Genomic DNA, 12,922 nt, shown 5'->3' on the forward strand with positions numbered 1-12,922 from the left:
GTTTCAGCTTCAATACCCCAGCATGTTGTGGTTCATCCACTCGCAGGGTTTAGCTGGTTTTCAGCACAGTCACCTGCCTGACCTGGTAGTGCTTGTGCTCCCCGAAGGCGAGCGGCACATCGTTGAGGGTAAGAAGCTCACCTTCAGCTTCGGCCTGGACAACGCTGAAGGAGAGGGCTCGTTTCTTGTCCGCGGCGATTGCGGCACCAGCACGCATGGCCTCAGATGCAGTCACGTACACGCCCTGGTTGATCAACTCACTCGGCACACAGCATTTCCTGCCCAGGTAGAGCGGCCACACGGGACTGTCCAGACCCTCGACCAGATCTGCCTCGAGCGCTGCCGGCACCTCAAGGGCGACGGCAAAGGCCATGTCCTGTACGTAGTAACGGTGAGTGACTTTTACCCCAGAGCCATTCGGCGAACCACCATCAGACATCTTGGGAACCATTAACTTTTCCCAGGGCGGGTCACCGTAACTGCTGCCCACCATCTGGAAGTCACGCAGCAGTGGTAGCCGGGACAGGGGATTGCCCTGCCAATCGGTGCGCATATAGGCATCGACCTGCATATCCAAATTTGACCAATGAGCGAGCCATTGCTCTTGCGGGCCTCCGGCACCAATGGCGCAGCACAGCAAGCCGAGAACCCCTGACTTGGTTGGGAAATCGAGGCTATCCCGCCGGGCGAACTTGGAGTCATACCCCCATGATTGCAGCGGCGCCTCGAGCCACATCAGCAAATAACGATTGGTCACGGTTCAAGCCTCTATGGTGGCAACGAGATCTTCGACAAGACGGTCAATCGAATAGTCCTCGTCAACGCCGAATGCCAGGTCCATGATTTTCCCGAAGCGGCTGCCGGCCAATTTCTCCTTGCGCTGCAGTTGCTGGTCCAGGGCCTTGATGCTCGGCTTCAGAAAACCCTCACCAGTGGATTTCACCGGCTCATCGAATGACAGCTGCAGCGGCTGACCGGTACGCACCAGCACTCGCGCGTAGTCCCAACTACAGGCGGCGGCCATGGTGGTTTGGCGTGCACGCGGTACCTGGTCGAAGAGGGAGTAGGTGAAGGCTTTTACCGCCAAGACCACGTCGCCGCTGCCAAGGCTGTTCAGCAGTGAAGCCACGTCGAGGGAGACGTAGCGGTAGTAGGTGGCCGAGTTGAACTCAAGGACGTCTAGGTGAGCTGCGCCTTCTTTAACTGGGTTGTCATCCATTGCAGTGAAGGCGTCGTACTCGGTCGGGGCCCAGTGTGTCGAGATAGCATGCGAGAAGCTGCAAGCCGCTTCCACCTGCAGCTCTTTGCACTTGGCGACCATCCGGCCGAATAGCGCGATATCCAGGGCATCGAGGTTCTTGTTCAAGACAGCTTTCGAAGCCTTGGTCATCGCCTTTTTACTGACGGTGACCGGGTCAAAGTCATTATCCTTGGCGAGCTGGGCAAACGTCTCGGCCTCATGATTGCCGATAAAGAACAGCGTGTTGTCGGCCAGAATGTTCGCCATGGCTGTGCCGCAGGCGACGGCCTGTTCCTCGTTAGCGCCTGCCGCACTGCAGGCCGCTGTGAGGAACTGCGCAACTTGCTTGGTACGGTGGCCGAGGGTAATCCCTTCGTTATGCAGGCCGAGGCGTACAGAATGCTTCCAGCACTGAGAGCTGACGCGGGCGCGGCGGGTGCCACCGACGATGGCTGTTTTGGGCGAACCGACATCATCCCGGTTCAAGCAGGAGACTGGGAAGGATTGCAGGATGTGGAACTCGATGCGCTTGTTCTTCATTGTCAGTGAGTCCTATGAGAAACCGGAGCGAGTTGGAGCAGGCCGCAACCCCAGGCGCGAGCCCGGCCGATACCACGACGAAATGAATGGGTGAACTGTTCGCGATCAATAACTGAAAGGACGCCCTCTACATGGGCTTGCGCGATCGTGACCTGGCGATTGGCCTTCTCTTGGAATAGAGCAACGTTCACCGGACCCACGCTCAGGTGGGCTGGGGCAACGGCAAACCCCCAGCTGGAGCTCGCGTGTTCGGCAAACCATTGTGCGATCGCCTCTACCCCTTTTACCGGCACTAGAACCTTGCTGGTGCTGCTACGCCGCGTCGGGTTGACGATGACCTTGAACCGATACTGATCGTGGTCGAGGAAATCGTCAGAAATGTAGAGGCTGCGGATGTCGACAACAGTACCGTCAATGCAATTCTTGGGCGACCGGTCGGCCAGCAGCAGGATCCTACGACCGTCCTTCGTGTTGCCCTGATCGGCGAACAGGATCCCACTGCTTTCGCTGGCGATCTTTTGAGAATCGTTGCGCATGTCATCGAAAAGGCTGTAGACCACCCGGTGCACCGAGTAACAGTCCGTCACCTTCAGAGCACGGACGGCCTTGCGATCGAGGTGTAAAACGCTGGCAATCATGCTCATAGGTCCTCACCGGTAGTTTCGTAAATGGGTTGCCCATAGAACTCCATGGCCCACTGACGCTTGATCTGTTGGGGATTACTCGGGAAGTCGTGCAACTGATGCATGAGACGCACATAGTCGAGTCGTTGGTTGCAACGGCTGTCGATAAGGGGCAGCAGGTAGCGAAGGTTGGTCGAGACTTCGGCTAGCGTGTCGCAGGCAACAAGCCGGCGGAGGCGAGCGATGGCGCCTTTGCAGTTCGCACCGTCGTCGAAGGATTTCGCCAAGGCCTTTCCGAGCTTCATTTCACCGTTTTCCTTCGATCCGCGTATGGTTCTGGAGCCAGCAATTGCGGCGGCCACAGTGAGTGCTGGGATACGTGCATAGTCGTCCTCAAGGTCAACGCCAAACCGGACGAGGAAATCCCATGCTTGGTGCTCTTGTGACGGCCTGATGGCTCTGCGCAACTTCGCTGCAGTGCCGGTATCGGTCTCGCACTTGCTGATCACCGCGCCGACAAAACGCTCGGCGAAACTGGATGAGTGTTTTGGGATGGTTGTCTGCATAGCTCGGATTCCTAAGTATGGCTTGATGTTGATACGAAACTTGGCCCAGGCTGTCATCTGGCGTGCCGATGATTTCGCGCAAGTAGCGTCGAATGCGAGGAGGGCGTGGTTCGCAAATTTCCGCCTGAGCTTCATGCGCTCAACTTGTGAATCGGTATCCGGTTCGCAGGTATAAACCAGCGCTTGGAAATCGCGCTCGACCATTTGCCAAAACATGCTCTCAGCGGTGTTAGCCCGTTCTGATGCTGCTTTTTTGTGGACACTAAGCGTCTCGTGGTAGCCGATCACTCGACCTGCCAACGTGCGAGACAGCTGTTCGAGGTCATCCAGTTCGGTCTTGACGGCCGTAAACATGACTTCGCCGAGGGCTGTGCTGTGCAGCCACACGATCGACTCGACATAGTCATTGCCGGCCTGAACATACTGTTCACCAAACTTGATCTTGAGGCGGATTCCGCCGGCCCAAATGGCAAAGCTCGGCAGGGTACGGCGGACGCGGTTGAGGCCTGTTTTTAACTGCAGACACTGGAAGCCAGTACTCGAGGTTTCGCCAAACAGCGCCAGTATCGAGCTCAACTGGCGCCACGGACGGCGCTCAGGATCGACCCACTTTGCCCGCGGATTGTCGCCGGTGTGGTCCACGGAAACGGTGGGGTCTGCTCGACCGTCCTGGTAGCCTGGATGCTTGAGGCCTTCCGTTATGTTCAGGTGGTCTTGCTGTAGCAGGAGAAACCGACACATGGGTACCAGGCGGCCCATCAGGGAGTTCTTCAGGTCTCGTGCCGCCGGGCAGTCTTCGCCTACCGGCATGCGCTCCCAGGGGGCAACACCCAAGCCTGAGCTATACATCTTGCTCGCCTTGATCTGTTCGTGCGTCAGCAAGTTGATGTGCAGGGTGTCGAGCAAGGTATCGGCCAAGATCATCGAATGGAGTAGCCCAGGGTCGGCCAAGGCAGGCCCTGGTGGTGCGCTGCTGCCTTTCCCTTTACCCATGTAGCCGACTGACAAAACGAGGCTGTTGTCGCACTGCTTGCCGGCGAAGGCAAAGGACATGAGCGTCACCAGCAGAAGAGCCTTCTCCGCATCGCCGAGCGGGCGACCTTGCTGGATCTGCGTTAGTACGGTGGTGTTGCCGTTGGATACATGAGGAATCACGCATCCATATGACTTGGGCATTGTTGTCGCGACGACTGTCAGTTGCAGGAACGGATCCTCTCCATACAGATAAAACGCTGACTCACGTTCGTCTAGGTAAGACAGGCAGCGGTTGGCCAGGGTATTCGTATCCAAGGTGCTCCACTCGGCTTCGTCTGCCGGCGTACACACCGATTGGGCGATGGCCTGCAGCAGCTTGAAGATCGCTATCTTTTGGATGGGGGTGCCCCCAATGGCGCGAAGCTCGAAGCGGCTGAAGATGTCACGCAGACTGACCAGTCCATGGTTGTCAACTGGAATCCACTTCTCATGCAGCAGGTTGAATCGATTCTTCATTACAACCTCAGCGCCCGATAGCCGAGGGTGGGCTGATAGCTGAGGTTGAGTCCCTTGTGGCCCGCGCCACCAGAGGGCAGGGTGATGCCACCGCGGCTGTCCACGATCGCTACGCGCAGGAGGGCCTCCTTGCACTCAGCGTCGCCGAGATAGAAGCAGTGGTGCAGGCCGAGGGTGGTCAGGGCTTTGACGGATTGAGCCTGTGGGGCTCTGCTGGCCGGAACGCTGACCACTTCACGCATCAGTTCGGCGCTGAGGGCACGCCACTGTTCCGCCGTCATGGCGATGCGTGAACGGGGGATGGTCAGCACCTTCCCGCTGCGCAGGGTGAGATGCGAATTGCGGTCCGGCCCTGACTGAGCATCACGCACTAGTAGGACCTCAACCGATGGCGTATCGCTGTAGCGGGTTTCTGCTTTTTCCTCGGGCAGGGTTTTCCCGTCGGTGGCCAGGGTCAGGCACGCCAGCTGGCGCAGCGCCTTGCGCCCCTTGCGTCCGTTACGGTTGGGAGTGCCTTCATCCAGTTCGTTTAGCAACGCATCTAACTGGCCGTGCTCCTGGCGGATGGCATAGGTGGTCTCGATCAGCAGCCTAATATCGGTGGGCAGGGTGATGCACTGCAGCGACTGCCAGCATTCTAATGAGCGGCACAGCACATAGGGGCTATATACCGCAGCGCTCAGGCCAAACGCTTCGCTGGCATTCTTCAACGCGCTCTCAAGGCTTGGTGCAAGCAGCCAAGCCTCACGTGTAGCGCTCGGACTGCGTGGCGTTTTGCGTCCATGGCGCCAGAGTCGGCCCAAGCGCTGCAGCAGCATGTCAGTGGGCGCGAAGCGTGATATCAGGAAGTCGGCGTCAATGTCGAGCGACTGTTCAAGTACCTGGGTACCGACAAGAATGCGGCCCTTGGCTTTTCTGGTATGCCAGCCGGTTTTGCCGAACTGGGATACCCAGTACGTTTCGTTTGTTTGTCGATCCTGGTGTGTGAAGCGAGAGTGGAGGAGGCCGCATTCGATGTCGAGCGCTGCGGCATGCTGGCTGAATGCGATAAAACGATTCTGGGCATCGTCGACGGTATTTTCCACCCACATCACCTGTTGGCCCATTTGCGCGCGCTCCAGAGCTTCAGTGAAAGCCTCCTGCTGATCGTTCAGCCAGCGTAGTTTGACGGTCTTGGCGGTATCGGGCTCGACCGGACACTCGGCCAGTTTCCCTGCGGAGGGGGCAGCCGTGATTAGTGGATAGGCGTCCGCCGATATGTCGTCACCCAGCAAGGCGCGACGCCGATCGATGCTAAGAGTGGCGCTTAGGATGATGACCGTGCACTGCACCGATCGCAGCAGACCCACAAGGGCCTCCAGGATGGTGCCCGTGTAGCTGTCATAGGTGTGCACCTCGTCGAGGATTACGACCTTGCCGGCTAGGCCAAAGGTGCGCACGAAACCGTGCCTCACGTTCATGCAGGCCATCAATGCCTGGTCGATGGTTCCGACGCCGAACGGTGCCAGCAGGCCGCGTTTCCTGTGGTCAAACCAAGAGCCACCTGGTTTGCCTTCCTCACCCATCTGCAGGTGCTCCATCAGACAGGTTCTGCCATGCAGAAGATGAGTGCGTGGTGCGCTGCCCCGTACAAGGATCCGTTCGAGGAACGGCGTGAACCGGTCATAGATCTTGTCGGATGTCAGCTGTGTGGGAAGGCCGAAGTAAATTCCGGTGGCCTGCTCTGAGGCCAGCATGCGATAGGCGCAGTACAGCGCCGCCTCGGTCTTGCCAATGCCCATAGGGCCCTCAAGCACATAAACGCCGGGGCCTGTGACCTCCTCAATCAATTTCGCCTGCGTAGCATTGGCGCTGTAGTTCTTGAACACGTCGGAAAAGGACATGTCGGGATTGACGGCGGGCATAACAAAGCCGGCTTCGTCGACGGCCCGTGCAATGAGCCCCTCCCAAGAGGAAGCGGGATTTTCGAAGAGGGGCCCCGAGCCGATCCAGTCCGAAACGGACGTCAAACCGGCCGCGACACGAGCTATCGCCTCAGACGGAATGTCCGGCCACTCCATCCCCATTTGGTCTTTGAGAGCCTGGATCAGTATGAGGCGCTGGCGCTGCCACTCGGCTCCACCGAAGACCGAGTCATCCGCCAACCGGCCGATGAGCACCGGTGAAAAGCCGTGGTGCTGGCCGAGGATCTCGGGCACAAAGGCTGGGGCGCCAGCTGCCGCGGCAGCTAGCTGGCTCACGCCCGCATGGCCACCCCATTTACTCTCGTCTTGCGGATTGATGGCGCTTAGTTCGGGTATGCCTGCTATGCCGTCGGTACACGCCCGGCGAAGCTTCTCGATGAAAAACGGGCTCACCTTGCCAATGTCATGCGCCGCCGCGACCATGGCGGCGCCGGCAGGAAACAACAGCCTGGAAAGTGCTTTCGGGCACCGGCCGATCAGCTCCTTGGCCACCTCGCCGACAATACGGCAGTGGTGCTCCACGATGCGGCCGGCCAGCACTTTATCGTCGACCACGAACGTCTTGGCCGGACAGCTGGCGAGTGGGACAACCGGAAATGCGCCACTATGGCGCCTGGGTGGGCCGCTGAACACCTGAGAGCCTTCCTGTCGGTGTCGGGATTATTCGGCGCCTGAAGCTTCGCAGTCAGCCATGGTGACTTCGCCCGCACGGGAAATCATGAGTTCCCGCTCACCGAAAGGTCCTTTGGATACGTTAGTTGTTACCTTGGTGGTTTCCGTAGGGCGGGGTGCGAAGGGTTGTGCCAGCCAATAATTCTGCGATTCTCAGCGTCATGATCTAGATCTCCAAGTGTGGTGCAGGGATTCAAGTTTCGCCGCCAAACCGTACGACCAATCGTCGGCTAACTCCTCTGGATAGTGGCATTGCAGAGACGCTTCATGCACGCATTCCAGTCGCCACGGTTGGGACCACTTGCCGATCAATTTGAATGAGTCTGAAGCTGACCCGTCCCTAAACCCTCACCAACGTCAGCGCGCCGCCCGACTTTTTTACCAGCAGAACCTGCCTCCGCTGGCAAGGTCACTGGATAGACTTCCGGCACCGCTACGATCGGCCCAACCATTAAACCCTGCTGCGGATCGAGGAAACCTCTCGGTCACCTGGCAGTGCCTGTCAGATGTCCACGTTGAAAACCTCTCTTGACTTGATTGCTCTTGAATGCGCCGAGCGCTATGACCACGCTCACACTTTCCACTACATGAAACCGCGCGGTGTCTAGTTTACCGTAGCGTCCGGGACGCGACCTGGCGGCCGCTGCTACGGGCTGCTTTCTAAAGCGGGCTTTGAGGAGGGGCCTTGAAGCCGAGTTGTCTGCTTCGCCCCATCCGACGAAGCTCGGGAAACGGTTAACGCACATCTCGCTAGGCGACTGCTTCTGGCCGAGGCTGTGTAAAAACGCTTTCGAGCAGATGCTGCGATCAGAGTCGGAGCGAAAACTTCGTTTCTACGTAAACTCCGGGGCCGCTGACTGACCGAATGCAGGCAGATTTAACGTGGCAGCGAGGACTTCAAACGGTGCTTGCGTTTTTATACAGCCTGGGCCGATAGCGGCTGACTAAGCCATAAGTCAACGACCCGAGACTACAAGGGGACTAAGCCTGAAAGAAGGCGGCGCATGCGACTTCCCATGGGCAGTGTTTTGTCGTTGTGCAGCGTCTACTATGCTTTTCTAGGTGGGTTTGTTTATGGCTACGGGAGGTGATGATGAAGGTCAAAGAAAAGAAAGTCGTTGAGACCGTTAGCGACATCCTGTGCGATGTTTGCCTCGAAAGCACTCGCGTCGAGGGCGATAGCCTCCAATATGCCATGTTGCAGGCCCGCTGGGGATACGGCTCGGCCCACGATGGTGAGCGCTATGAGATACATCTGTGTGAACGCTGCTTTTTCCAGGCAGTTGCTAGCCTTAAGCAGGAGAGGCGTGCCCAAACGACGTTCAGTGAAAACGACAAGGACAAATTAACTGACAATTTCGGCTTGGTCGCAGTGGACGATTTCTTCAACGACGGCGGACGCTCGACAGATAAACCGTGAACGAGACGACGAAGTTTACTCACTGATTTGGACACTTGCGACTGGCTCCTTTTGGCTGATTCTGTTGAAAAAGTCGGTTCTTTCAGACAGCTCGCATACTGCCCGCTGAAAACGCCTTTTTTGCGCGCCGCTACGCGAAATCTGAGCCCGGAATCCTCTGTTTAATGTAAAGATTTCAATCTCAAGCGCGTACTTTTCTGCTGTGGAAACCATGGCCGACTTTTTCAACAGAATCGGCTGAAAGCGGTCATTTGAGAGAACACCACCGTTCAAGCTGCCTTCACCCTCGTAACAACCAGCCGTCGTCGGCCAAAAGCGGTTGTTCAACAATGACGCCCCTTGGCCAGGGAGGCCATTTCGATTGAGATTGTTTTTGCCCAATGCTACAAGAGTCTCATGAGAATCTGAGCTTTACGGATTCCAAGGCACAAGTGAGCCATTTAGACGGCGGCAGGTATTGGTTTCCGTAATTTTTCCTCAAGCTAGAATCTGCGCAAGTCAAAAATTTTAAGGAGAATACATGGATCATGACACGCTAGTTAATCATATTCGCGGCTTGAGCAAGGTCCTATTTGACGCAGCCTGTCATATAGTGCTCAAAGAGTATTTTGGCATTAATGCCATTAATGTTGATGGATCAAATGACGGTGGCGCTGACTTCATACGCGTAAGTGGTGATGGGGTGCGTAGCGACGCGATTTACCAGCTCACCACACAAAAAGAGAAAGTGCCAGAGAAACTAGGGCGAGACGTCGCAAAATCAATTGAAAAGCTTTCTGCTAAGAGATTTTATTTCTTTACCACGACGAATGTTAGCGAAATAGAATCTCGAAAATATGAGTTAAAATACTCTACAGAGTTAGAAATTCCTGTTTCCTTTTTTAGCGCTAGGCATATTGCGGAATTTCTACTGGATGGAAATCTTCTAAATCACTTTTTAGATGCGGTTAACTACCCACTCCCAAGATCGTTCAGCGGAGCTACTGATTATAAGGAGATGGCGCTTCACAGCTACACTATAATGTCTGATGATGCAAAGGGAATGCGAGACGGAGTCTATGATGATACGATTCTCTTTGTTTTATCTGATGGTGGAGCGCTTCAGGATGGTGAGCTAATCGCCAGAGTCTTGAGCTTTCTAAATATCGAGTCCGATAAGGAAGAATATTTAAAGAAACGCATTGGCGCATTGTTCTCTAAAATGGCCATTCAGCGACTGGAGTCGGGTGCTATCGGGCTTTCCCAGAGTTCCAAGCAGGATATTGAATCTCGAAAAAGAATTTACGAACAAGAGCTGAGTGATCTAGCTGCGGTGCAGATAGATATCATGCGAAAAGATTTCGAAGTGGACTGGTCTATCTCCGAATCGAAAGACATAAGTATCTATATCGCGGATGCATACATTGGCCAGCAAATGGATCTCCTAGGTGACATAAAAGCAAAAGTCACTGTTGAACCTATACTCAATCAACGTGATCGCGACCAAAATAGCATACGTGACTATATTCGTGATAGATCTGGGTTATCTAAAGGGAAGGCCGCACAAGCTGCCACGGCGCTATTAAATAGCGCGTCGAATCATCCACTTATTATAAAACTAGCTAGGGCATCGGTTTATGTAGCTCTTGAGGGCAGAAGCGCTGTCGCCTCAGCAAAAGCTCTAGGCGCAAGTAGATGGAGTGATTTCAATGTATTGATTGAGCCGTCGGTAGCTATCCATTGGATATGTTCCCGTCTGTATGATGGTGATGTAAATGGGTTTTTTAGTATCAGCAAAAAATCAGTTCAACGAGCAATCAACTTAAACGCCACGCCATTTATACCGTATTTCTATATCAATGAATGTGCATCACACCTGATATGGGCAAGAAAGTACTCGTCGTTAGAGGATATTGCTAGCCCAGAAGAGCTTCAATACTCAAGAAATGCTTTTATCGCAAATTACTATGCACTCAAAGCTCAAGGTGGCAGGGTTCCCGGAACAATACTTGACTATCTAAAAACTTTTAGCTCCGCGGTTGTTATCGAGCGCTCTAGTTTGAAGGATTGGGTCCGGGCCGTAATGATTGACGTCCAGTCGATACTTAGTAAGTCTGGGGTTCAATTCATTGAGGTGCCGTTCTATAAGCCTGAGGACTGCATTGCCTTTGAGCGCGAATATACACACTATTTGGCTTCGCGAAATCAATCTAAATCCCGCTACCTTATGGATCATGATGTCTGGGCTTTACAGTTTACGCATAACGAAATTATCAACAACAATACGCACTGGGCAATATTAACTTTTGACAACGCCATGACGAGAGTTGGTGCGGGGGCAGGCCACGCTGGATGGATCGTGACTCCATATAAATTTCTTGATATAACGGCGTCATCTCAGTCATTGTCAGACACGCAATATGTGTCTCTTGTTCATAGTTTGGCAGTGTCTAGCGCTAAAACATTATCGATTGCCGCAAGAATAATTGACAGAGTTGTGAGCTATGCATCTGATCAATTGCAAAATTGGGAGTTTAAAAATGACTTTGAAAATTTCAAGAAAAATTTGATATCCGAGCTTGAGACAGCTGATGCTGCCGGAGATGATGAGGAGTTGAAAGTAAACTCCAAGGTCGATGAGTTTCTGCGTGCCAAAGGAATCGATATTTCCAAAGACGAAGAATAAGTTCTAATTAATGCTGACTGCATATAAAAATGCCCGCCAAAGCGGGCATTGTTCCGGCATTTTTGGAAAACCGACTTTTTCAACAGAATCTGTCGATTGCTGCCTTTCGAGAAGGGCTGTAATCGATCCATAGCTGCCGGTATAGAAAAGCATGGGCCGGCCAGAAACAGCTAAAATAAAGCGGTCCCTTTTTCCTGCTGTGGAACGGGACCGCTCTCTCCAATATGGATTAGTCTGGAACGTGGAATACCAATACTGTCAGGATCAGCTCGCGGCCGGCATCATCGTTCGCGCGTAGCATATATCGAAAGCCGCTTTCATGAGGCCAGTACTTGGTACGCTTAAAATTAGGGTGTCCCTTTACCTGGGTGTCGATGCCATTCATGACTGTCGTAGTATCGGTACCGCGATTGAAGACCAGGATCGCAGTTTTCCCATCCCGCCAAGTGGCGTAACTGAGGAGCTGGTCTATCGCTTCATTGAAGGCTTTAGGTCCCTTCCAGAATTTGCATTCGGCAATGAAGACATTACGATCTGCCTCTCGCAGTAAGATGTCCGTTTTACCCGACATGTTGAAGGTTTCGCCAGTGGCTTTACCTTCGAACTGACCATTGAGTTGAACGAGGAAGTGTTGCCGCAGCGCCTCCTCGTTCATAGATTTAAATGCCCCAGGGCTACGCTCCATGACTACGGCCATGTCTTGCATAATGCGTAGCGCTTGCTCGTACTGATCCATGGCCCAAGTGGGCTCCGGTTTGAATGGCGCAGTGCTCGCTGGGGGCAGCTTGGGGGCTGCTTTCTTCTGGACAGTAGGAACGGCGTAGGTCTTCGGTGCGTCGTCCCGTCGCTTCACGGGGATACCCAATGCTGCTATTCGATCCGACTGGGCAAGGAGGCGCGCTCGTCGCTGCTCAATACACTGCGCGGATAGGTTGGCCAGCCCTTGGTTGTAGGCCTGAATCATCGCTCGCTGCACCTCCAGATACTGCTCAATCTCGCTGAGGACGTGCTCAACACTGCTTCGCACGTCAACATTGGGGGTATCGGAAGGGGAGTCGTACCGGAAGAGCAAATCCGTTTTGTTCACCACCGCACGGGGAGGGTTTGAACTGAACTGATTGGCATTGGCATAGAAAAGCTCTGAATCACCTTCGAAGGGGACGTGGATATCTACGCGTTCACCAGGGACATAGATAGGTCTCCCCGTGTCACTGATTAAGCGCCTGCGGTCGTACCTGACGTCGACTTGGATTTCCGCATTATCTGCGTACCAGTCGTCACGACGGAGGGTTAGGGGTTCAACGTAGTACTTTTCTACGAGGTAATGCTTCAGGTCTTCGGGAGCAGTGTTCAGTAACCGATTTGCATCGAGCGCTTCCACCTCTTGGCGGAGTTTTTGGGCCTGCTCCGTAAGGATGTACTGGAGAGAGATACTGCTGAACAGGTAGCCTTTGCTCTTGTCGATGTTTCCGAACATAGTGCGTCCTTATACCGAGGTCATGGCAGTCCGAAAGCTTTAGGCACTGGCCATTCAAGACCAACGATGCTGATTAAGTGGTGCGACTGGGTATGACTGCTACTAAAAGGCCATGATGCGCCTAGCTGTGGACAAGCACAACGAAGGGACTTCAAGTCTTGGTTTGAGCTTGTCCCCTGAGGGCTTGTCGCCTGTCACGAATACTCAGTGGGATCACTTTGGGTATCGATAACCTGCGGTAGGTTTCGGAGTTTAAGATTCACC

Annotated in this window: 9 protein-coding genes and 1 pseudogene; 3 read left to right on the forward strand and 7 right to left on the reverse strand. The window is 54.3% G+C overall.

All coding sequences use genetic code 11. The annotated features are described in order from the left end of the window. Positions 1 to 49: 49 nt before the first annotated feature. The 5 genes from cas5e to cas3 are packed head-to-tail and all read right to left on the reverse strand — an operon-like array spanning position 50 to position 6,979. Entirely contained in the window at positions 50 to 757 is a 708-nt protein-coding gene (gene cas5e, locus LOY36_RS10030; protein ID WP_258673183.1) for a type I-E CRISPR-associated protein Cas5/CasD, read from the reverse strand. Between the two features lie 3 nt (positions 758 to 760). Further along, positions 761 to 1,780, reverse strand: a complete 1,020-nt coding sequence (cas7e, locus tag LOY36_RS10035; protein WP_258673196.1) for a type I-E CRISPR-associated protein Cas7/Cse4/CasC — start codon at positions 1,778 to 1,780, stop codon at positions 761 to 763. A gap of 2 nt (positions 1,781 to 1,782) precedes the next feature. After that, positions 1,783 to 2,418, reverse strand: coding sequence for a type I-E CRISPR-associated protein Cas6/Cse3/CasE (gene cas6e, locus LOY36_RS10040; RefSeq protein WP_258673198.1), 636 nt, complete (start codon positions 2,416 to 2,418; stop codon positions 1,783 to 1,785). Between the two features lie 2 nt (positions 2,419 to 2,420). Next, complete coding sequence (gene casA / locus LOY36_RS10045; protein WP_258673199.1) at positions 2,421 to 4,460, reverse strand: type I-E CRISPR-associated protein Cse1/CasA; 2,040 nt, start codon at positions 4,458 to 4,460, stop codon at positions 2,421 to 2,423. Then, positions 4,460 to 6,979: a CRISPR-associated helicase Cas3' gene (cas3, locus tag LOY36_RS10050; RefSeq protein ID WP_258673201.1), complete on the reverse strand. Its 2,520-nt coding sequence runs from the start codon at positions 6,977 to 6,979 to the stop codon at positions 4,460 to 4,462. Before cas3 ends, casA begins: the two co-directional genes overlap by 1 nt. 475 nt (positions 6,980 to 7,454) lie before the next feature. On the opposite strand from cas3, the pseudogene LOY36_RS10055 reads away from it, so the two are divergent. After that, positions 7,455 to 7,692: pseudogene (locus LOY36_RS10055) on the forward strand (DNA adenine methylase); the annotation flags it as partial. 497 nt (positions 7,693 to 8,189) lie between these two features. Further along, entirely contained in the window at positions 8,190 to 8,516 is a 327-nt protein-coding gene (locus LOY36_RS10060; protein WP_258673204.1) for a hypothetical protein, read from the forward strand. A gap of 15 nt (positions 8,517 to 8,531) precedes the next feature. On the opposite strand, the gene LOY36_RS10065 is transcribed toward LOY36_RS10060, so the two are convergent. Then, complete coding sequence (locus tag LOY36_RS10065) at positions 8,532 to 8,843, reverse strand: hypothetical protein (protein ID WP_258673205.1); 312 nt, start codon at positions 8,841 to 8,843, stop codon at positions 8,532 to 8,534. A gap of 193 nt (positions 8,844 to 9,036) precedes the next feature. On the opposite strand from LOY36_RS10065, the gene LOY36_RS10070 reads away from it, so the two are divergent. After that, positions 9,037 to 11,181 carry a hypothetical protein gene (locus tag LOY36_RS10070; RefSeq protein WP_258673207.1) on the forward strand — a complete coding sequence of 715 codons (2,145 nt, stop codon included), beginning with the start codon at positions 9,037 to 9,039 and terminating at the stop codon, positions 11,179 to 11,181. Positions 11,182 to 11,410: 229 nt separating this feature from the next. On the opposite strand, the gene LOY36_RS10075 is transcribed toward LOY36_RS10070, so the two are convergent. Further along, complete coding sequence (locus tag LOY36_RS10075) at positions 11,411 to 12,658, reverse strand: hypothetical protein (protein WP_258673209.1); 1,248 nt, start codon at positions 12,656 to 12,658, stop codon at positions 11,411 to 11,413. Positions 12,659 to 12,922: the final 264 nt, after the last annotated feature.

Source organism: Pseudomonas sp. B21-019 (assembly GCF_024749225.1).
In the GTDB taxonomy this organism is placed as follows: domain Bacteria; phylum Pseudomonadota; class Gammaproteobacteria; order Pseudomonadales; family Pseudomonadaceae; genus Aquipseudomonas.

Bases quoted from the DNA above. Each gene is read 5' to 3' on its own strand.
- cas7e (WP_258673196.1), bottom strand. From the start codon at position 1,780: ATGAAGAACAAGCGCATCGAGTTCCACATCCTGCAATCCTTCCCAGTC.
- cas6e (WP_258673198.1), bottom strand. From the start codon at position 2,418: ATGATTGCCAGCGTTTTACACCTCGATCGCAAGGCCGTCCGTGCTCTG.
- casA (WP_258673199.1), bottom strand. From the start codon at position 4,460: ATGAAGAATCGATTCAACCTGCTGCATGAGAAGTGGATTCCAGTTGAC.
- LOY36_RS10060 (WP_258673204.1), top strand. From the start codon at position 8,190: ATGAAGGTCAAAGAAAAGAAAGTCGTTGAGACCGTTAGCGACATCCTG.
- LOY36_RS10070 (WP_258673207.1), top strand. From the start codon at position 9,037: ATGGATCATGACACGCTAGTTAATCATATTCGCGGCTTGAGCAAGGTC.
- LOY36_RS10075 (WP_258673209.1), bottom strand. From the start codon at position 12,658: ATGTTCGGAAACATCGACAAGAGCAAAGGCTACCTGTTCAGCAGTATC.